Here is a 20,601-nt window from a genome sequence, read left to right on the forward strand (position 1 = left end):
GAACTGATCGCAGGAGGATTCGATGCGGGAGAACACCAGACTGGAGATCCGCGAGATCGCCCACCACGTCGCTTTCGACGTGTTCCGGGCGCACAACGTCGAGAACATGACGTCACGTCTGGCCGAGCCGGCCGTGGCCAGGGCGCTCTCGGAGCAGGTGGAGGTCACCGCCGCACTACTGCGCGGTCGAGCAGATGAGGAGGTGCGCAAGTCGCTTGCCGAGGTGGACCTCGATGGTCGCCTGGTGGCCCAGAACCACGTCGTCGAGGAGCTCACGCGACGCGTCGCGGCCGAGGCTTGCGATGACCAGCGCCAGGAGGTTCTCCAGATCGCCCGGGACGAAGCGGCCCGAGCCTACGCCGAGGCGAACCCACCGGTCTTCAACATCACCTTGCCCGATGCCACCAAAGTTCGGTTGGACGAGGCCACTCACGAGGTGTTCCCCGACCTGCTGATGGCCCTGCGAGCCCGCTGTCACGCGCTCCTCGTGGGACCGGCCGGAACCGGCAAGTCGATGCTGGGCAAGCAGGCGGCCAAGGCGCTCGACGTCGAGTTCCACGCGCTCTCGCTCGGGCCGACCACCCCTATGAGCAAGGTGTTCGGCTACTTCGACGCCCACGGCAGGTACCACGACACGCCGTTCCGGCGGGCCTTCGAGTTCGGTGGGGTCATGCTGCTCGACGAGCTCGACAACGGACATCCGGGCCTGGTCGGCGAGCTGAATCAGGCGTTGGCGCTGGGCAGCTGCGCCTTCGCGGACGGGATGGTCGACGTGCACCCGGACTTCCACGTCGTGGCCACCGCCAACACGTACGGCAACGGAGGCGATCGGCACTACGTCGGCAGGCAGGCTCTGGATGGTGCGACTCTGGACCGGTTCCTGGTGCTCGACGTGCCGGTCGACGAGGTCCTGGAACGTCGGCTCGCGCTGTGCCACGCGCCCTCCGAACCAGAGGCGGTCGAGGAGTTCGTCTCCTTCGTGCAGGACCTGCGCGAAGTCGCCGAGCGTAAGCGGCTGCCGGTCGAGTTCTCCCCGCGCACCAGCATTGACGGGGCCAAGCTGCTGGAGGTCGGTGCCACCTTCGGAGAAGTGCTGCGCTGGCGCGTGATCCGAGGGTTGTCCGAGGCGCACTGCCACGCGCTCGGGTTGGACGAGCTCGCCGAGGAGGCATGACCGATGACCGAGTGCACGCTTTTCCCGCTGCGGTCTTGGCAGGAATTCGTCGAAGCCGCCCAGGCGCCACCCACCATCCGGCACGGCGCCGGGCGGGAAGAAGGCGATGACTGGTGCGGTGCGAGCTGGGAGGAGGCCCTGCGGATGGCGGTCGACGGTTGGCACGTACCGCTGCTGGAGACCGCGGCCGCCGTCGCCGAGCTGGGCACGAGGTCAGGCCTGGGCGTCGGAAGTTCCCTTGAGCCTTCCCGGGACGTCACCGGCAGCGAGGTGGACGTCGGCGCGTACCTGGCGGGAGAGCCGGAGTGCATGGTGGACGCGGTGCCCCGGCAGACCTCGCACCGCGGACGTGTGGTGACCTTCCTCGTCCCAGCCGTGTACTCGCACTTCGTCCCGCACGATGTGATCGTCAATCGCGGGATTGCATTGGCGACGTTGAGCGCCGCCATCGTCCGGGCCGGGCACAGCGTCGAGCTCTGGTCCGGGTTCGCAGCCCAGCTCAACGTCCTGTGGGAGAGCCGCTGCTCCGCGGTCGCCAAGGTGATCTCGGCGGGTGAAGCATTCGACGCCGGCCGACTCGTGTTCGCACTGGCCCATCCGGCGATGTTGCGCCGTCTGTGGTTCTCCGTCTGGGATTCCCAGGACGCGGCGATCGCCCGAGCCCTGAACTCGTCCCATTACGGAAGCCCTCCGTTCAGCTGCACCGTGGAAGACCTCCCACCGGAGATCGAGGATGCGTACGTCCTGCCGTACCTGGACACCGACATGCAGCGTTGGAAGACCTTGGAGCGCTCGCTGTCCTGGTGTGAGCAGACCTTCGCCGAACTCGGCCTGGTCCGGCAGCCGGGGTCGCATATCCACAGTGGACATACAGCCTAAGCGTCACCCGGACTTTCATTCCGCGGAAGTGCGCCCGCCGCGCGCAGGGGTCACAGGACCGCGGCGTAGCCGGAGTGCGCCACCGCTGCCGCGCGCGGGACCTGCCGGTTGATGCCGATCGCTCAATTCTGGGCGCGGATCTCCTGCAGTTTAGGGAAGTACCAGCGCAGGATGCTGCGGAGTTCGTCCGCGCGGGCACGGCCCCAGTCACGCTGCAGCTCGGCGACCAGCGAGATCGCGTTCACAGGTTGGGCTCCGGCCTGGATCATGCGCTGCATCGCGTTGTCGTGCGCGGTCGGGCTGATACCGCCGATGGCATCGGCCACCGGGTAGATCTCATAGCCCTCGCGCGAGCGTCTCACCGGCCATGTCAGCCTCCTCTGGGAGTCGTTCGAGCGGTATTCTCCGGTGTTCCGTTGTAGTGGGGTGGTGCCCAGCGTCGCTCGGGACATGCACGAATCCCGACGAACGGGCCGCTGAAACCGCCTGCCCGCACGTCACGATGTTCAGAGGATCTCCAGCGGCGTTGCCCGGTTCGGGGCTGGGAACTGCGCGTCGAGCTCGGCGAGATCGTCCGCCGACAACCGGATCTCCAGTGCCGCGTGGTTCTGCTCGACGTGATCGCGAGTCGCAGCCTTGGGAATCGCGCAGACACCTTCGCCGGTCAGGACCCAGGCCACGGCGATCTGCGCGGGCGTGGCCCCGTGGCGCTCCGCGACCCGCTCCAGCACCGGATCTCCGAGCACGCGCCCCTGCTCGATCGGTGAATACGCCATCACCGGCAACTCCCGCTCCCGGGACCACGGCAGCAGGTCGAACTCGATCCCGCGCCGTGTCAGGTTGTAGAGCACCTGGTTGACCGCGCAGCCGCTTCCGCCCTTCTGCGCCCACAGCTCCCGCATGTCGTCCGGGTCGAAGTTGCTGACCCCGAAATGCCCGATCTTGCCGCTGTCGCGCAATTCCTCGAACGCTTCGAGCGTTTCGGACAACGGTGTTCCGCCTCGCCAGTGCAGCAGGTAGAGATCGAGATGATCGGTCCTCAACCGACGCAGGCTGCGCTCGCACGCCTCGATCGCGCCCTTCCGGTCGGCATTGTGCGGAAACACCTTGCTGACCAGGAAGACCTCGTCCCGCCGACCGTCGATCGCCTCGCCGACCACTTCCTCGGCGCCACCACTGCCGTACATCTCGGCGGTGTCGATGAGACCGATGCCGAGGTCGAGTCCGCGTCGCAGGGCCGCGGTCTCCTCGGCGCGGTCCGAACCGCGCTCGCCCATGCCCCAGGTGCCCTGCCCCAGCACAGGCAGGTCGCCGCCGGACGGTAGCCGCAGGTGTCGCATCGTTCGCACTCCGTTTCGCGTTGTTGCCGAACAGGCCGTGCCGGGCGCGTACCCGAGTCTAGGCAGAGCTCCGCCGAGCTGCGGTCGCTGGAATCCGAGCCCGTTCGAGCGCCAAGGCAGTGCGGCGTGGCCACTCGCAGGAAATGCCCTCATCATCGGCTGGTCACGTTCCGCGCTGGGCGGTGCGAGCAGGGTGAGGGGAGTCCCCGCTGCCTGCACTGGCGTGGTGCGGGCATTCCGGGCCGCGATGCTGTCCACGGCCGGCTCCACCGCATGTGACAGGCTACGGGCATGGCACTGCCTCATGATGATATCGATCCCGGTGGCCTGCTCGAGTACTCGGTGGTGTTCACCGACCGCTCGCTGAATCACATGTCCCAGCGCTTCGTAGGCGTGATGCAGGGCATCGACGAGGTCCTGCGCACGGCCTACCGAGCGCACAGCGTTGCGATCGTGCCTGGAGGGGGCACCTACGGCATGGAGGCCGTCGCCCGCCAGCTCGCGACGGGCCGCCGCTGCCTCGTGGTGCGCAACGGGCTCTTCTCCTACCGCTGGTCGCAGATCCTCGACATGGGGTCGATCGCGCAGGAGCACACCGTGTGCCGGGCACGACCGATCGATGGGTCGCATCAGGCCCCGTGGCAGCCGGCACCGATCGATGAGGTCGTCTCCGCCATCCGCGAGCAGCGGCCCGAGGTGGTCTTCGCGCCGCACGTCGAGACCGCCGCGGGCATGCTGCTGCCGGACGACTACCTCCGCCGCCTCGCCGAAGCCACCCACGAGGTCGGTGGCCTGCTGGTCCTGGACTGCATCGCCTCCGGAGCGCTCTGGGTCGACATGGCCGACCTCGGCGTCGACGTTCTGCTGAGCGCGCCGCAGAAGGGCTGGAGCGGATCGCCCTGCGCCAGCTACGTCATGCTCAGCGAGGCTGGCCGGGCTGCGGTCGAGGCCAGCACGTCGACGAGCTTCTCCGCCGACCTGAAGAAGTGGCTGTCGATCGCGGACGCGTACACGCAGGGCCAAACCCCGTACCACGCGACCATGCCGACCGACACCCTCGCGCACAACCTGGAGCTGATGCTCGCGACCCGCGACCGCGGGTTCGAAGACCTGCGCGCCGCGCAGGTCGACCTCGGCGGCCGCGTGCGCACGCTCCTCGCTGAGCACGGGCTCCCCTCGGTCGCCGCCGACGAGTTCGCAGCGCCCAGCGTGGTGGTCGTCCACACCGACGACCCGGAGTTGCGCAGCGGTGCCGCCTTCAAGCAAGTCGGCATCCAGATCGCGGCGGGCGTGCCGCTGCACTGCGACGAGCCCGCCGACTTCTCCACGTTCCGCATCGGCTTGTTCGGGCTCGACAAGCTCGGCGACGTCGAGGGCACCCTCGCCCGGCTCCAGACGGGCTTGGACAAGGCCGGCCGCTGACGATCACCCGCTGAGCAGCCCTTCGCACCCGGAGGCTCTTCGGCCAGATCCGCGTCGAGGCGTTGAGGGGTCACCGCCACGTGTCCGGCGGTGACCCCTCAACCCGCGCCACCGGCCCGTGGCACGTCCACGGCCCGGTTCGCGGACGGGGTCTGACCAGCTGGAATAACCTAAGGGGCAGGCACGTTGCCCGCACCTCCGCACGGCAAGTGGTTCCCGCGCACCCTCATTCCGAGGATTCTGGGGTGATCCCTCACGGATAGCGAGGTGTCCCATGCGCCAGAACGACCAGCGGGAACCCGAAAGTACCGAGCGCAGGACCACACCACCCGTCACCGCGGCACATCAGGCCATGGCGGCTCGGGCCGGGACGCTGTTGGGACCTGGGGCACTCCTGGATTTGCAACGCACCGTGGGCAACACCGTCGCGGCCGGGATGATCGCCCGCCGGCGCGATGACGCAGTGCAGGAGTACAGCGTGCAGCGCTCCGAAGTTGAGCAGGAACTGCGCAGACCTGGGCATCCGCTCGACCACGCCGTGCGATCTGAAATGGAAACCCGACTGGGCGCCGACTTCTCCGAAGTCCGGGTGCACACCGGCCCCTCGGCACACACCGCAGCCGAATCCGTGCGAGCCCGAGCTCTTACCACCGGGTCACACATCGTCTTCCAGAACGGGCACTACAACACCACGGCGGCCGGAAAGCACACCCTCGCCCACGAACTCACCCACGTGCTGCAGCAACGCTCTGGGCCAGTACCCGGTGCCGACCGCGGCGACGGCGTCACGGTCTCCGACCCATCCGACGCCTGCGAACGCGCCGCCGAAGCCAGTGCCGACAGGGTCATGCGCACCTCAGCACCGGTACAACGCACCCACGCCGAGTCGGTCGGCACCTCGGCAAGGACGGCACCCAACACCGTCCAACGATCAGCATGGGTGGACGGAACAAGGGTCGACCCCGCAGACAGCGGGTTGTCATCCGAAATGAAAGAACTCGCAGGCGACCAGGACATCCGCGCTTACAAGTCCGACGATGAATTCCGAGAACACGCTGATAAGAAGACCGACTACCTGGGTAACCTGACAGACGGAGATTTTGAAGGAACCTGGGTCCGATTCCACCCTGATCGCGTCAACGTGCTGGGAGAGAAGCACGGATTCATCACGCTGCCCGACGTGCTCCGAGCGGTCCGATCGAGCAGCTTCATCTATGAGGCTTTCACTACCGACGACTTGACCAAGCAGCCCAACACCAAAAACGCCTACCTCGCCGAACTGGGTCCGGTGCTCGAGAACTTTCATGGGATAGACCTCAACTCCACCTCTGATTACTGGCAACACGGCGCCGAGCCGCTGGACCCCAAGCTCGGGGAAGCCATGTCCTTGCTCATTCCCCGCCTGCGACAACCGGCCGAACTGGAAAAACTCACGAGCGAGGGAGAAGATTCGCATTTCGGCCATGTTGCGCAACGGTTCTTGAAGATCACATGGCAACGGAGCAGGGACTCGCAATCCCGCGGAAAGCCGGGCACCAAAACCGATCTGAGTCGCAGTTACACGAGAGCCAAGAAGCAGAAGGGATTCGACGAATTCGTCACCAAACTTCCCGTCGGCGGCCACATTGGCGATGCGTTCAACGGCCTCGACAAGAAGGAGAGGCGAAAGTATGCCGAACTGCTGGCTGATTACCTCGAAGATTTCGTGAAGGAAGTAGTGCAGTCGAAATCGATGACACCGGAGGAGGCAGCCCCTGAGCTGAAGAGAAGAAGGGACGAGCACCTCGGCTACACGGTGGAGCAGGCCGCGATGAACGGGGTCCGCTATGTCGGCATGGGCTGGGATCATTACAACGAATTGGAAAAACTGTTGGGCGACGATTCACGGTTCAACTTTGTCGATATGGCGAAGAGCTCCGGGCTCGATGGTCTTTCACAGTTCATCAGCGAGACCAGTTTGCTCCGGAGCGAGGCGGGGGGCTGACGGCGCCGATGTCCCGTTGAGGCGCGAGCAGACCCGGCCTGGGCAAGACCTCCAGCGGGGAGTCGGCTCGGCGGTCGCGTGCGGACGCGCGTCAGGTGCCGCGCGCGGGGCGGGTCAGGGGGAACGGCAACGTGTCCCGAATCGGCCGGCCGGTGAGCAACATCAGCAGGCGGTCCACTCCGAGCCCGAGTCCGCCGGTGGGCGGCATGGCGAATTCCAACGAGCGCAGGAAGTCCTCGTCCAGTTCCATCGCCTCCGGATCACCGCCGGCCGCCTGCAACGACTGCTCGGTCAGACGGCGGCGCTGCTCGATCGGATCGACGAGTTCGGAGTAGGCGGTACCGATCTCCACGCCGAAGGCGACCAGGTCCCACCGTTCGGCCAGCCGCGGGTCGTGGCGGTGCGGGCGGGTCAGCGGAGAAACGTCGACGGGGAAATCGGTGTAGAAGGTCGGGCGCGTCGTGTGGCGCTCGACCAACCGCTCGTAGAGCTCGACCACGTACGCGCCCCGCGGCCAGTCCGCATCGCAGGGCACGTGCGTCCGCTCGCACAACGACCGCAGGTGCTCCGGCGGAGTTTCCGGAGTGATGTCCTCCCCCAAGGCCGACGACAACGCCTCGTGCACGGTGATCACCGGCCAGCTTCCGGACAGGTCGACCTCCTCGGCGTGATCCCCGGTGCCCTGCCGCCGAGCGACCGGCGCCCCGTGCACGGCCACGGCCGCGGCCTGCACCAGCTGCTCGCACAGCTGCCGCATCACGCCGTAATCGGCGTGGGCCTGATACGCCTCCAGCATCGTGAACTCCGGGTTGTGCCGGGCCGAAACGCCCTCGTTGCGGAACGTGCGTCCGAGTTCGAAGACCCGCTCCACCCCGCCGACGCACAGCCGCTTCAGGTAGAGCTCGGGGGCGATGCGCAGGTACAGCGGCATGTCGTAGGCGTTGATGTGAGTCCGGAACGGCTGCGCCGAGGCACCGCCGTGCACGGGTTGGAGGATCGGAGTCTCGACTTCCAGGAACCGGTGGCCGGTCAGCGTCGAGCGCAACGCCTGCAGGGCGGCTGAGCGGGCCCGCAACATCTCCCGGGAGTCGGTACCGACGATGAGGTCCACCGAGCGCGCTCGGGATCGGGCCTCCGGATCGGTGAGACCGGCGTGCTTGTCCGGCAGGGGACGCAGGCACTTGGAGGCCAAGGTCCACTCATCGGCCAACACCGTGGTCTCGCCGTGGCGGGTGGTGATGACCTCCCCCTGCACCGAGACCTGATCGCCGATGTCGATCTCGTTCTTCCACGCCCGCCACCGATCCGTACCCGTGTCGGAGGTGGTGAGCATGGCCTGCACGTGCCCGGACCAATCGCGCAAGGTGGCGAAGCACAACCGCCCGTGGTCGCGCATCAGCACGACTCGGCCGGTGACCGCGGTGCGCTCGCCGGTGCGGGTGTCCGGCGCGGTTCCGGCATACCGGTCGACGATCTCCGCGCAGGAATCGGTGCGCGGGACCTGCGCCGGGTACGGATCGCCCCCGGCTTCCCGGATCTTGGCGACGGTGTCCAGGCGAACCCGCATCTGCTCGGGGACCGATCGCCTGCGGGACTCCTGCTCGTCCGGCTCGATCACCGGCATCCGGTTCTCACCTGGTGCGGCCGCGGCGGGGGTGGCGGTGCCACTCGCACCGAGCAGGGGTACGAACCCCTCGGCCACGGCCGAGGCGAACCCGACTCGGGCCAGATCGCGCCGGTCGCCGAAACCGATGAACCGAGGCACCCAGTCGGGTTGGTACTTGGCGTTCGAACGGTACAAGGACTCCAACTGCCACCAGCGCGACAAGAACAGCAGGATCCCGCGCCAGGACCGCAGCACAGGACCCGCGCCCAATCGGGCACCCTCTTCGAACACCTCTCGGAACACGGCGAAGTTCAGCGAGATCCGCTGGATGCCCGCGAGCGTCGCGCCCCACCCTCCCGGACGCGCCAAGGAGCTGATCATCAACTCGACCAGACCGTTGTCACTCCCGGGCGCTCGGCGCATGGCTTCCAAGGACAGGCCGGTGCGTCCCCACGGCACGAGCGACAGCATGGCGCACACCTCACCGCCGGTGCTCACGGCTTCGACCAGCACGCACGCGCCATCGGCCGGATCGCCCCACCGGCCCAGCGCCATCGAGAAACCGCGTTCCGTGTCGCTTCCCCGCCACCGCGCAGCGCGGTGCGCCACCTCTGCCATCTCCTCCGCCGAGATCTCCTCCTGCCTGCGGATCCGCACCCGGTATCCGGCGCGGTGCAGCCGGTTGACCGCCTGGCGCACCGGCCGCATCTCGCGGCCTTCCAGGTTGAAGGTGGACAGGTCCAGAACCGCCTCGTCGCCCAGCCGCAGAACCTTCAACCCGGCTCGCGCGTAGGCGCGGGCACCGCGCTCGCCTGCGCCGATCACCGCCGGACGCCAGGTGTAGTCCCGGCACATCCCCAGCCACCGCTCGATCGCCGGCCCCCACGCCTCGCGGTCTCCCAGCGGGTCGCCGCTGGCCAAGCAGACGCCTCCGACCACGCGATAGCTGATACCGGCCTTGCCGCTGGTCGAGAAGAGCACCGCCTTGTCCCGCCGCGTCGCGAAGTAGCCCAACGAGTCGACCTCGCCGTGCTCGGCCAACAACGCCCTCACCCGGCGCTCGTCCGCCGCGGGCAGGACCGAGGCCGTGCGCTGGGACCGGAACAGCACCGCCAGCGCCGCGAACAGCGTGACCATCCCGAACGTGCCGAGCACGAGGTTCACCCAGCCGGGAGCTTCCCCGGCTCGGGTGATGTCCAGGGTCACCGCACCGCCCAGGACTCGTTCGACCGTCCAGCTGAACTGGTCAGCGGGTCCGTGCAACGAGCCGGGGAACAGCAAGACCAACCCGTAGCCCAGCACGACGAACACCGCGACGAGTCCCGCGAACGTGCCCAGCGCCTTGGGCACGCTGGCACGCTGCACCCGGCCGTAGAACTGCCGCGAGGCCAACCCCAGGACCACCATCGCCGCCGCGCTGAGCAGCGCGTTCGCTCCCAGCGACCAGCGCAACCAGGCCGGCAGCACCTGGTCGACGACCCCCGGGTCCATCAGGTCCGCCAGGACGATCAGCAGCACCAGCACCGACAGGACGAGTTGCAAGGCCAGCACCAGCAGCAGGATCCAGTAGGCGATGCGCTTGCGGCGCCCCAACGCCCCTGCCAGGACCAGCAGGAAGGCCGCATATCCGAGGTTGGCGGGAGCGGGGAACAGCACCAGGTCGATGCTCTCGCGCACCGGCTGCATCCCGCTCCGGAACGCCGCTCCGACCGCGGCCAAGGCGCACAGAACCGCGATGCACACCAACGTCACGACCACGATCCGCGGGACCCGAGCCGTCCAGGCAGGCCCGGTCGCAGGCACCCACTCGCTCGGTGACCGGCCCACCGATGCTGCCCGACCCATCCGTACCTCCCCCGCTTAAGCTGGCGTGCAGCGGACGATCGATGTTGACCTCACGACCCTAGGACAGTTCATGCTGGCCGACTCCGACGCCCGGGTCGCGGCCCGGTGGGAGGCACGTGCGGTCGCCGGGTGCTGCGCGTGCGCCGCTGTCCTCTACAGCTTGTGGCTGCTGGGACCCTGGATCAATCCGGGTCTGGACGCGCTCAACGGCTACGTCAGCGAGTTCGCCGCCCGCGACCAGCCGGGGAGCCGGCTCTTCCGCACCGGTGACGGACTCGCCGGGCTGCTGGCCGCCGCAGCCGCCGTGGCCGGGATCCGGTGCGGCGGCGGGGTCGTGGGGTGGAGCGGCCTGCTCGTCTTCGGCGTCGCCACCGGGCTGGACGGAGCGCTGACCCCGATGACGTGCGCGAGCTACGTCGACTCGGGATGCGCGGTGCGGGAGCTCGTGGGAGCACTGCCCGCCACCCACGCGGTGCACGAGATGACCAGCTCGGTTGCGGCGCTCGGCATGCTCGTGGCCATGGGCGGACTGGCCTGGGCCGGTATCGGGCCGCGCGCACGCTGGGGCTGGGCGTGGTGTTCGGCGACCGGGCTGGCAACCGTGGTGACGCTGGGAGCGCTGTGGCTGGGCGCGGGAGCCGGAGTGGCGCAGCGAGCGCAGCTGAGCCTGATCGCGACGTGGCTGATCGCGATGGCCGTCAGCCACGCCCGTCGAACGCGATCCGCGGGTGGTTGCGATGCCTGAATCGCCCACCGTGCTTCTGACCTCGGGAATGGCCGGTGCCGCCTACGACTGGGAGCCGGTCCTGACCGGGTTGTCGGCGTCGCATCGCGTGCGTCGGCTGGAACGCCCCGGCCTCGACGGGTGCACGCCTCGACCGGGGTTGCCCAGCCTGCACGACGAGGCCGACCGGCTCGCTGCCGTCGCGGACCGGCACGGCGGCGCCGTCGTGGTCGCGCACTCGGTCTCGGCGCTGCACGCCGAGGCGATGGGTCGACGGCACCCGAGCTCGCTGCGCGCGCTCGTGCTGCTGGATCCGAGTTGCGGCAGCGCTTCGCCGCACCCGGAGCGGTCGCTGCTGGCCGCAGAAGCGCTGGGCCGCCGTGCGGCCACCTGCATCGCCCCCTTCGGACCGGCCATCTGGACGGCCGGTGCGCGTGTGCAGACGTCCCGGCCGCTGCCACCGGCGGTGCGAGCGGCCGGACGCGCCCGGTTCCGCTCACCGGCCGCGATCACCGCGGCGTGGCAGGAATACCTCGCCTTCGAGCCGATGCTGCGGGATCTGGCCGTGCTCCGGCAACGCACGACGTTTCCTCCCGTACCCGTGCGGGTTCTCACCGCCCTCGGGGGGATGCGCGCGAACTCGGCCGTGCGGTGGACGAGGTGCCACACCCGACTGGCAGCGCTGTTGGGAGGTTGCCACCGCCTGCTGCCCAGCAGTCGGCACCAGGTGGCGTGGGAATGTCCGGACGTGGTGGTGGAGACCATCGAGGCCGCGACGGAAAGTGCGCGATGAGAACCGGATTGGCGCTGGCAGCGATCGCCCTGCTGCTCACCGGCTGCACGGACCCGGCCAAGGCGATCTCGGCCGCCGGGTACCGCAACGCCGTGTCGCTGGGCACTCGGACGGAGCTGGCGCAGCACGGCGTTCCGCTGCGGGAACGGCCGACCTGCCGCAGCACCGGCGCCGAGAACGCCGGTCTCGGCTCCCGCTTCACCGTCGAGTGCACGGCTTCGACACCCGGCAACGCTGCGGTGACCGTGCACGGCGTGGTCACCGCAGCGGGCACGCCGGACCAACGCGAGGACTACGTCATCCGACTCGACGGCAGGACGTTCCTGCACGTCGACTGCCTGGGCGCCGGCTGCCGATGACGTCCGGCCCTCGCCGTCCCGACAACGCCGCATGCCTCAGAGGTGCGTCGGTTCGAACATCCGCAAGGTCGCGGGCAGGACGACCACGCTCGGTCCGCGCGTGCTGAGCGACTCCACGAGATCCGCGCGCAGCGACTCCACATCGGACAGAGTTGCCGGAACGCCGAAAGACCGAGCCAGCGCGACGAAATCCGGCCTGACCAGCTCGGTAGCATGTGCCTGCCCGAACGCGCCGGTCGAGTACTCACGCAGGATCCCGTAACCGCCGTCGTCGATGATGAGCCACGTGACGTCGAGCTGGTGCTGCACAGCGCTCGCCAGCTCGGCGATGCCGTACATCGCCCCACCGTCACCGGACACCGCGAGCACCGGCCCTGCGCCTGCCACTGCCGCGCCGAGCGCAGCGGGCAGCCCGAAACCGAGCCCACCGGCTCCTTGTGCGCTGTGCATCGGTGCGCCGTCGGCATTCCACGCCGACCAGGCCCAGTAACCGAGAATCGTCATGTCCCAGAAGGAAGGTGTCCCGGGCGGCAAGGCCGCTCGGACGTCGCGCAGCACCCGCTGCTCCACTTCGAGCGGTTGCGCATCGAGGCGTTCCCGAATGGAGGCGAGCAGCCCGGCCACCGCGCGCTCGGCTCCGCCATCGGGATCGCGCCGGGGCAGGAGGTCCAGCAGTGCTCGGAGTGTCTGCCGGACATCGGCGTGGATTCCGAGTCCCGGATGGTTGGATCCGAGCTTGCCCGCGTCGGCCTCCACCTGAACGACGTGGCCCCGCGGTCGCAACGTGTGATACGTGCTGGACAGCTCACCCAGGCCGGAACCGAGCACCAGCAGCACGTCGGCGCCTGCAAGGAACTCGCGCGAATGGGTGTCTTCCAGCCAGGACTGCCCGGACAGCGGATGCTCCCACGGGAATGCGCCCTTGCCGCCGAATGTCGTCAACACCGGTGCCCGAAGCGTCTCCGCCAGCGCCAGCAGCTCGGCGCCGGCACCGCCTCGCCGCACTCCACCGCCCGCGAGCACGACTGGATTCTCCGCTGCGGACAGCAGATCAGCCGCGGTCGAGACCTGTTCCGCCAACGGTTCCCACACCGCAGGCGCAGCAGCGACCGAGGTGATGTCCGGCGCGGTGGCGGGCGCCAGCAGGACGTCCTGGCTGATCTCGACCCACACCGGGCCGAACGGCGCCGTCGCGGCCGACTCCCACGCCGCACGCAGAGCGGCGGGGATTTGACTCACCGACCGGGCGGTGTGCACCGACTTGACCACGCCCTCGAAAGCGGCCTGCTGGTCCGGCAACTCGTGCAGGTAGCCATGTCTGCCGCCACCCAGCCCCGCCAGCGGAATTTGGCTGGAGATGCCGAGCACCGGCACCGAGGCCGCACGGGATTCCTGCAGCGCGGCGAGCGTGAGCAGCGCTCCAGGGCCGGTCGAGACGATCATAGGAGTGACCGGGACGGGCCCGTCCGGCGCGGCGTCGAGCCGCGCGCGGGCGTGCCCGTCGGCGGCGAACGCGAGGTTGTTCTCCACCCGGGCGCTGACCAGCCGCAGGTCGGGTGCGCGCCGTAGCGCCTCGAACAGCCCGAGCGCGTGCTGGCCAGGCAGCCCGAACACGGTGTCGGCGCCGAGCGCCCGCAGTGTCCGGACGACGACGTCGCCACCGATCCGGCCGGCCCCGCTCATGCGGACACCGCCAGGCTGAGCAGGCTCACCAGGTCGTAAGTCACGTGGGAGGCGGCGATCGCGGTGATCTCCGCGTGGTCGTAGGCGGGAGCGAGCTCGACCACGTCCGCGCCGACGATGCGGTGACCGGCGAGGCCACGCAGGATTTCCAGCAGCTCCCGGCTCGTCATCCCGCCCGCTTCCGGGGTTCCGGTGCCCGGTGCGTGCGCCGGGTCGAGCACGTCGATGTCCACGGAGATGTACAGCGGCCGGTCCCCGATGCGCTCGCTCAGCGCCGCCACGGTTTCCGCCACACCGCGGCGCAGCACGTCGCCGGAGGTCACGATGCCGAAGCCGAGCCTGCGGTCCTCGTCCAGATCACGCCTGCCGTAGAGGGGGCCGCGGGTACCCACGTGGCAGAGCGCGCTCGTGTCCAGCACCCCCTCTTCGGACGCCCGGCGGAACGGGGTGCCGTGGGTGTACGGCTCACCGAAGTAGGTGTCCCAGGTGTCCAGGTGCGCGTCGAAGTGCAGCAGCGCCACCGGACCGTGCTGGGCGGCGGCAGCGCGCAGCAGCGGCAGCGCGATGGTGTGGTCGCCGCCGACCGCGACCATGCTCGTCCCGGCGGCTGCGAACCGCTCCGCTTCGCTCTGCAGGGTCTCGATGGCTGATCCGATGTGGAACGGGTTCAGCGCGATGTCGCCGGCATCGACCACCTGCGCCCGCGCGAACGGGGACACGTCGAGTTCCGGGTGGTAGGGGCGCAGCAGCCGGCTTGCCTCCCGCATCGCGGCCGGCCCGAACCGGGCCCCCGGCCGGTAGGAAACGCCGGTGTCGAAGGGGACGCCGACCACGGCGATATCCGCCCGGGGCACCTCCTCGATGCGGGGCAGCCGCGCGAAGGTCGCGAATCCGGCGAACCGCGGTACCTCCGAGGAATCGACCGGACCGATCGGAGACTGTTCACTCACTTCTGGACTCCTCCTCGTGTTTCGTGCGCAGCGCGAGCTCAGCCGTGATCGGCACCGGTGGGAACGTCGTGGGCGGCGTCCGTGCCGCTGAGCCGGGCATCCCACGCTGCGAGCACCGGCTGCGGGGTCGGCGGCGTCGCCAGGCTCACCGCGACGTAGCTGAGGAGGCCGGCCCCGAGCCCGAAGTAGATCGGCTCGTTCGCCTGCAGTCCGTGTCCGATCATGGACCCGATCACCGCGACCGAGCCGACGCCCATCGACGTGAGCGCACCCGCCTTGGTCCCCCTGCGCCAGAACAGGGCACCGAGGATCGCCACGAGCAAGCCACCCACCAGCAGGTTGTAGGCCACGGTCAGCGCGGCCACGACATCGCTGATGAGCAGGGACACGGCGATCGCCACCACACCGAGCGCGATGGTGGTGAGCCGGTTGGTGCGCAGGCTCGACTCACCACCTGCCCCGCGCAGGCCCAGCTTCCCGAAGATGTCGTTGGCGCTGACCGTGGAGCAGGCGATCAACGTGCCGCTGGCCGTGGACATCAGTGCCGACAGGGCCGCGGCGAGCACCAGACCGCGCAGGCCCGCCGGCAGCAGGTCCTCGACGATGCGGGTGAACGCGTCGTCCGCGTTCGCCAGATCCGGGTAGCGCGCTTTGGCCACGGTACCGATCACCGCGCCTGCCACGGCGTAGATCAGGCAGTACACGCCGGATCCGATCCCACCGGCGGTCGCGACCCGCGGCGATCGCGCGGTGAACACGCGCTGCCAGATGTCTTGCCCGATCAGCAGGCCGAACCCGTAGATCAGCACGTAGGTGAGGATGGTGTCCCAGCCGATGCTGTCGAGCTGGAAGTAGCTCGGGTCCAACCGCGCGCGCAGTCCGTCCACTCCACCTGCGGCCGTCAGCGCGAAAGGCAGCAGCACCAGCAGGAAACCGATCGTCATCACCACGAACTGGGCTATGTCGGTCAGCGTCACCGACCACATCCCGCCGAGCACCGTGTAGAGCAGGACGAGACCGCCGCCGATGGCGATCCCGGCGACGCTCGGCAGGTCGAACAGGGCGGTGAACACCTTCCCGAACGCCACCATGGACGTCACGGTGAGCATCAGGGTGTAGGCCCACATCACGATGCCGGAGACCGCGCTGGACGCACCGCCGCCGTAACGCAGGTCCAGCATCTCGGACACGGTGTAGAGCCGCAGCCGCACGAGCTTGCGGGCGAAGGCCGCGTGCAGCACGAAGATGCCCAGCCCGATCGTGGCGACGAGCCACGATCCCGAGATGCCGAACTCGTATCCCAGAGCGACGCCGCCGACCGTGGAGGCGCCGCCGAGCACGATGGCGGACATCGTGCCCGAGTACAGGAACGTGCCCAGCCGCCTGCCCGCGACCAGGTAGTCGCTCTTGGTCTTGGCCAAGCGCATGCCGAACCAGCCGATCCCGAGTATTCCGGCGATGTAGAGCGCGATCACCAGGTAGTCCACAAGCACGGCATCGCTCCTTCAGGAATGTGCTCTGAGACACTGTTCGGGCAACCGTAGGTCCAGGGAGCTCCTGTCTTGTGGGGATGTTTCAGCCAAGATCTCGCTATCATCGGGTCGAAATGACCGCTGCCTCATCGCATTCCGCGCACGTACCACTACGAAGCGTGATCGAGAACCCGGCTCTGGACATCCGAGTCGTCCCCGACTCCCTGCGCCCTGGTGCGCAGGAGCTGCCGGTGCGCTGGGCGCATGTGAGTGAGCGGCGCGATCCGACGCCCTACCTGCTCGGGGGCGAGCTGCTGCTCACCTCGGGCGTCGACCTGCCGGAAACCGCGCAGGAGGTCGACGCCTACGTTCGCGAGCTGCGAGACGCCAGGATCACCGCGCTGGCGTTCGGGATTTCCCCGCCCCGGCACGACCGGCTACCGGAGGCCCTGCGCGACGCGTGCGTCAGGCATGGCGTTCCGCTGCTGGTGATCGGTGCGAACACGCCGTTCCTCGCGGTCAACCAGGCGGTGGCGGTCGAGCTGATCGAGGCCGAGCAACGCGAGCAGCGCTACATCGACGACGCGCGGCAGGCGCTGACCCGGGCGGCATCGACCGGACTCACCGAGCTGGCGCGGGCCGTCGCCACGTGGCTGCGTGGCTGGATCGTGCTGCTCGGCGCGGCCGGCGAACGCACGGCCGAGCACGGCGCACCACGGGTGTTGCCCGCGCAGCTGGACGAACTCGTGGCGAAGGTGTCCGGTGGAGTCGGCATCCGCACCGCCGCCACCGAACTCGACGACGGGACCTACATCGTCGCGCAGCCGGTCTACACGCAGGCCAGCACCGCCAGGGTGCTGGTGGTCGCACGCAGCGACCGGTTCGGCGACACCGACCGCGCGATACTCGCGATCGGCGCGGCACTGTTCGGCTTGACCACCCGGGCGGGCACGGATTCGGCAATGCTGGGCGGCGCGACCACCGCGCTGCTGCTCGGGGAGACGATCGAGGACGGTTCGCTGCGCACGCTGCTCGGAACCGGCCAGTGCCGGGTCGTCGCCGCCACCGCGCACGGCAAGGGGCCGGTCGACGCCGCAGCGGGCTACGACTGGGTGAGCGCCACTCTCGGCACCCCGCTGGTGCGCCTGGGTGGTGAACCGGACATGCACGCGATCGTGCGGACGCTCCCCCGCGACGAAACCCTCGCGACTCTGCGGGATCACGGCTGGCTCGCCGTCGTCAGCAGCCCCAGGCCCGCGGACAGGCTGGCGGACTGCGTCCTCGAGCTGCGGTCCCTGCGCGAGCGCGCCCGCAGACTCGGCACCCCACTGGTCGCGGATCGCGCGGAGCTCAGCCTCAGCGGGATCATCGAGCCGGGCCGAGCCGCCGATTTCAGCACCCACGTGCTGGCGCCGTTGTGGGAGCTCGACGCCGCCCGCCCCTCCAACCACGTGGTGGAGACTCTGCGCGTGTGGCTTGCCAACCACGGCAGCTGGGAACGCACGGCGTCCACTATGGACGTTCATCGAAACAGCGTCCGGCACCGGATCAGGCAGATCGAGCGAGCATTGGACTCCGACCTCGACGACCCGGAGATCCGGATGCAGCTGTGGTTCGCGCTGCGGTGGCACCCGTAGCCGAGCGCGGCATCGCTTGCCGCTCTGCCGGCACGTCTAGCCGTATCGCAACGAAGCTGCAGCCACCGCTACGCACGTCGAAGAGGGCGAGCCGTGTGTCGGCGGCGAGTCAGGCCGGGGCCGTCTGCGCGCCCCGCTGGATGCCTTCGGCCCAGGCATGCTCCAGCTGGGTGCGGAAGGTGGCGGGCTCTCGCCCGATCAGCTCGGTCAGCGTCGGGTCGACAGCGGCGAACTCGCCATTCCGCGCCGCGACGAAGATGCTCAGCATCATGTCGACGATCGGGGCCGGGGCGCCGTGCGCCAGGACCTGCTCGCGGAAGGCGTCGTCGGGGACGACGGTGCGGGTGAAGGGCCGTCCGGTGGCCTGGGACGCGATCTCGGCGACGGCGTCGAAGTCGAGCGTCGCCGGGCCGGTGAGCGGCGGGGTGGGCCCCTCGAAACGGCGCTCCTCGGCGAGGATCGCCGCGGTGGCCTCGGCGAGGTCGTCGTGGCCGGTCCAGGCGACGGGGCCGTCGGCGGGGAGGGCGATGTCGCCGGTGCGGCGGGCGGACTCCAGGAACTGCAGGGCGCTGGAGGCGTAGAAGCCGTTGCGCAGCGCGGTCCAGGGCAGGCCGGTGGCGCGCAGCAGGTCCTCGGTCTGGGCGTGGTCGCGGCATGCCTGGAACCGGGCGTCGTGGGCGGCGCCCATCTGGCTGGTGTAGAGGATGCGGCCGACGCCGGCCTGCACGGCGGCGTCGATGGCGGCGCGGTGTCCGCTGACGCACTCCTGGCCTGTGCGGTCGAGGGAGACGAGGAGCAGTTGCTCGGCACCCTCGAAGGCGTGCACGAGCGAGGCGGGGTCGTCGAAGCTGCCCTGCCGGACGCGGACGCCGCGGTCGGCGAGGTCCTGGGCCTTGCGGGGGTCGCGGACGCTGACGCCGACGCGGTCGGCGGGGACACGCTCCAGGAGGCGCTCGACGATGCGGCGGCCGAGCTTTCCGGTGGCTCCGGTCACGATGATCATGGGGTTCTCCCAACACTATTTCCAGTGGAATCACTTCAACGGTAACACTGGAAGTATCGTTGGAACCAGTTTCTCGGTACCATCGGTTCATGACTACCCGCGACTCCACCGACAGCCCTCGCCGCCGCATCGTCGAGGCGGCCGTCGAGCTGCTGGAGAACGGCGGCCCTGACGCGGTGAGCACCCGCGCGGTCGCCGCCGCGGCCGGAATGCAGCCGCCGGCGATCTACCGCCTCTTCGGCGACAAGGAGGGACTCCTGGAGGCCGTCGCCGAGCACGGCTACGCGCAGTTCCTGGAGAGAAAGCGCGCGCAGCTCGACCCCGCTTCGCAGGACCCGGTGGAGGAGCTGCGCCGCAGCTGGGACATGGTGGTCGAGTTCGGGGTCTGCCGCCCGGAGTTGTTCGCGGTGATGAACAGGGCCACCGGCCGGGGATCGGACGCAGCACACCGCGCGGGCCTGGAGATCCTCCACGGGCGGGTGCGTCGGCTGGCGGCCGGGGGCTGGCTGCGGGTCGACGAGGAGCTGGCCGCCCAGATCATCCACGCCACCGGCCAGGGCGCGGTCACCACCTGGCACTCCACCCCTGCGGACCGCCGCAATCCGGCGCTGTTGACCGTCCTGCGCGAGTCCATGGTCGCGGCTATCACCCGCGCCGAGCCGGCGGTCTCCACCGCGGAGTCCGGTCCCGCCGCAGCGGCCCGCGCCCTGCGCGCCGCCCTCCCCGACGGCGCCGACGTCCTGAGCGACGCCGAGCAGCGCCTGCTGGGTGAGTGGCTCACACGCCTGGCGGCGGACCGTGACGCGCCGCATGCCTGATCGCGCTCAGGCGCCCTCGTGCAGGGTGAACCGTCCGAGGAGAGATCGTGCGATCTGGCCCGTGCCGAGGTGTCCCGGTGGTCAGTCGCGGAGCACGCCGACGCCGCCGAGCACGTTGCCTCGGGCCGCTTCGTCCTCGCTGACCGGGGTGTCCGGACGCCAGTGGGCCGCGGGCACCACTCCCGGGTCGACCAGCGCGTACCCCGCGAACAGCTCTGCGACCTCGGCGGCCGTGCGAACGTGCAGGTGCGGGGTCGATGTTCCCGCCAGCAGGGAACGAAGCGCAGCGACCTCCGCGTCGGTGCGCGACAGCTGCGCGTTGTTGGACACGGCCAGTGCGCTGCCCGGAACGCACGCGTCGCGGTAACGCTCGACCAGCGCTGCTCCGTCGGCGCTGGGCACGAGGTCCAGAATCCCGAACGCCAGGACCGCGACCGGTTGGGAGAAGTCGAGAAGCCCGGCCACGCCCGGGGAGTGCAGCACCTCGTCGACGTCGCAGACGTCGAGCTCGGTGACCGAAACCAGCGGATCCTCACCCAGGAGGTGGCGAGCGTGGTGGCAGGCGATCGCTTCCCAATCGACGTAAGCCACCTTCGCCTGCGGGCTGTGCACGCGGGCGATCTCGTGCACGTTGCCGACGGTGGGGACCCCGGATCCCAGGTCGAGGCCCTGGTCGATACCGGCCTCGGTCACCAGGTAGCGCACCGCGCGACCGAGGAAGGAGCGGTTGATGCGGCTGTAGTCCCGCTCCGTGGGGACGAGTTCGAGCGCTTGATCCGCTGCCGCGCGGTCGACCTCGAAGTGGGCGGACCCGCCGAGGAGGTAATCGTACATGCGCGCGATGTTCGGCCTGGTGAGATCCGCGTGCGAAACCTCAGCCGCCCACTCGACTTCCCCGGCCTCGTCGTTCAT

Annotated in this window: 17 protein-coding genes; 9 read left to right on the plus strand and 8 right to left on the minus strand. The window is 69.5% G+C overall.

From position 1 onward, the window contains the following. The first annotated feature begins 22 nt into the window (after window positions 1–22). A complete protein-coding gene (locus tag FHU35_RS01390) occupies window positions 23–1,174 on the plus strand; it encodes an AAA family ATPase (protein WP_186459213.1) in 1,152 nt (383 codons plus the stop codon). Between the two features lie 3 nt (window positions 1,175–1,177). Next, a complete protein-coding gene (locus FHU35_RS01395; RefSeq protein WP_145735878.1) occupies window positions 1,178–2,053 on the plus strand; it encodes a DUF7192 family protein in 876 nt (291 codons plus the stop codon). Between the two features lie 122 nt (window positions 2,054–2,175). Here FHU35_RS01395 and FHU35_RS01400 read toward each other — a convergent pair whose 3' ends face one another. Then, on the minus strand, window positions 2,176–2,505 hold the full coding sequence (locus FHU35_RS01400; RefSeq protein WP_145735880.1) for a cysteine hydrolase family protein: 330 nt from the start codon (window positions 2,503–2,505) through the stop codon (window positions 2,176–2,178). 54 nt (window positions 2,506–2,559) lie between these two features. Beyond that, window positions 2,560–3,393 carry an aldo/keto reductase gene (locus tag FHU35_RS01405; RefSeq protein WP_145735883.1) on the minus strand — a complete coding sequence of 278 codons (834 nt, stop codon included), beginning with the start codon at window positions 3,391–3,393 and terminating at the stop codon, window positions 2,560–2,562. Between the two features lie 291 nt (window positions 3,394–3,684). Here FHU35_RS01405 and FHU35_RS01410 point away from each other — a divergent pair, with 291 nt between their 5' ends. Together FHU35_RS01410 and FHU35_RS01415 are read left to right on the plus strand one after the other, a co-directional pair. Next, on the plus strand, window positions 3,685–4,815 hold the full coding sequence (locus FHU35_RS01410; protein WP_145735885.1) for an aminotransferase class V-fold PLP-dependent enzyme: 1,131 nt from the start codon (window positions 3,685–3,687) through the stop codon (window positions 4,813–4,815). Between the two features lie 274 nt (window positions 4,816–5,089). After that, on the plus strand, window positions 5,090–6,799 hold the full coding sequence (locus FHU35_RS01415; RefSeq protein WP_145735887.1) for an eCIS core domain-containing protein: 1,710 nt from the start codon (window positions 5,090–5,092) through the stop codon (window positions 6,797–6,799). Window positions 6,800–6,890: 91 nt separating this feature from the next. On the opposite strand, the gene lysX is transcribed toward FHU35_RS01415, so the two are convergent. Next, window positions 6,891–10,250 carry a bifunctional lysylphosphatidylglycerol synthetase/lysine--tRNA ligase LysX gene (gene lysX, locus FHU35_RS01420; RefSeq protein ID WP_145735890.1) on the minus strand — a complete coding sequence of 1,120 codons (3,360 nt, stop codon included), beginning with the start codon at window positions 10,248–10,250 and terminating at the stop codon, window positions 6,891–6,893. Window positions 10,251–10,320: 70 nt separating this feature from the next. Here lysX and FHU35_RS01425 point away from each other — a divergent pair, with 70 nt between their 5' ends. Genes FHU35_RS01425 through FHU35_RS01435 form a run of 3 tightly spaced genes read left to right on the plus strand, consistent with a single transcriptional unit; the run spans window position 10,321 to window position 12,126 of the window. Next, window positions 10,321–10,995 (plus strand): DUF998 domain-containing protein, encoded by a 675-nt coding sequence (locus FHU35_RS01425; RefSeq protein WP_145735892.1) that lies wholly within the window; start codon window positions 10,321–10,323, stop codon window positions 10,993–10,995. Further along, complete coding sequence (locus tag FHU35_RS01430; protein ID WP_145735894.1) at window positions 10,988–11,767, plus strand: alpha/beta fold hydrolase; 780 nt, start codon at window positions 10,988–10,990, stop codon at window positions 11,765–11,767. Before FHU35_RS01425 ends, FHU35_RS01430 begins: the two co-directional genes overlap by 8 nt. Next, window positions 11,764–12,126, plus strand: a complete 363-nt coding sequence (locus FHU35_RS01435) for a hypothetical protein (protein ID WP_145735896.1) — start codon at window positions 11,764–11,766, stop codon at window positions 12,124–12,126. The genes FHU35_RS01430 and FHU35_RS01435 overlap by 4 nt, the downstream gene beginning before the upstream one ends. A gap of 36 nt (window positions 12,127–12,162) precedes the next feature. Here the strand turns inward: FHU35_RS01435 and FHU35_RS01440 are convergent, their stop codons facing one another. Genes FHU35_RS01440 through FHU35_RS01450 form a run of 3 tightly spaced genes read right to left on the minus strand, consistent with a single transcriptional unit; the run spans window position 12,163 to window position 16,252 of the window. Next, window positions 12,163–13,809 carry a thiamine pyrophosphate-binding protein gene (locus FHU35_RS01440; RefSeq protein ID WP_145735898.1) on the minus strand — a complete coding sequence of 549 codons (1,647 nt, stop codon included), beginning with the start codon at window positions 13,807–13,809 and terminating at the stop codon, window positions 12,163–12,165. Then, the gene (gene speB, locus FHU35_RS01445) at window positions 13,806–14,759 is read right to left on the minus strand and encodes an agmatinase (protein ID WP_145735900.1); all 954 of its coding nucleotides are present in this window, start codon (window positions 14,757–14,759) and stop codon (window positions 13,806–13,808) included. Before speB ends, FHU35_RS01440 begins: the two co-directional genes overlap by 4 nt. A 38-nt stretch (window positions 14,760–14,797) precedes the next feature. Further along, window positions 14,798–16,252 carry a sodium:solute symporter family protein gene (locus FHU35_RS01450; protein ID WP_145735902.1) on the minus strand — a complete coding sequence of 485 codons (1,455 nt, stop codon included), beginning with the start codon at window positions 16,250–16,252 and terminating at the stop codon, window positions 14,798–14,800. 158 nt (window positions 16,253–16,410) lie between these two features. Here FHU35_RS01450 and FHU35_RS29130 point away from each other — a divergent pair, with 158 nt between their 5' ends. Further along, on the plus strand, window positions 16,411–17,868 hold the full coding sequence (locus tag FHU35_RS29130) for a PucR family transcriptional regulator (RefSeq protein ID WP_281290198.1): 1,458 nt from the start codon (window positions 16,411–16,413) through the stop codon (window positions 17,866–17,868). Window positions 17,869–17,977: 109 nt separating this feature from the next. Here FHU35_RS29130 and FHU35_RS01465 read toward each other — a convergent pair whose 3' ends face one another. After that, the gene (locus FHU35_RS01465) at window positions 17,978–18,871 is read right to left on the minus strand and encodes an SDR family oxidoreductase (RefSeq protein ID WP_145735907.1); all 894 of its coding nucleotides are present in this window, start codon (window positions 18,869–18,871) and stop codon (window positions 17,978–17,980) included. An 89-nt stretch (window positions 18,872–18,960) separates the two neighbouring features. Between FHU35_RS01465 and FHU35_RS01470 the strand changes: the two genes are divergently transcribed. Further along, window positions 18,961–19,689, plus strand: coding sequence for a TetR/AcrR family transcriptional regulator (locus FHU35_RS01470; protein WP_145735910.1), 729 nt, complete (start codon window positions 18,961–18,963; stop codon window positions 19,687–19,689). 81 nt (window positions 19,690–19,770) lie between these two features. Here the strand turns inward: FHU35_RS01470 and FHU35_RS01475 are convergent, their stop codons facing one another. Further along, the gene (locus FHU35_RS01475) at window positions 19,771–20,601 is read right to left on the minus strand and encodes an SAM-dependent methyltransferase (RefSeq protein WP_145735913.1); all 831 of its coding nucleotides are present in this window, start codon (window positions 20,599–20,601) and stop codon (window positions 19,771–19,773) included.

Source organism: Saccharopolyspora dendranthemae (genome assembly GCF_007829955.1).
Classification (GTDB): Bacteria; Actinomycetota; Actinomycetes; order Mycobacteriales; family Pseudonocardiaceae; genus Saccharopolyspora; species Saccharopolyspora dendranthemae.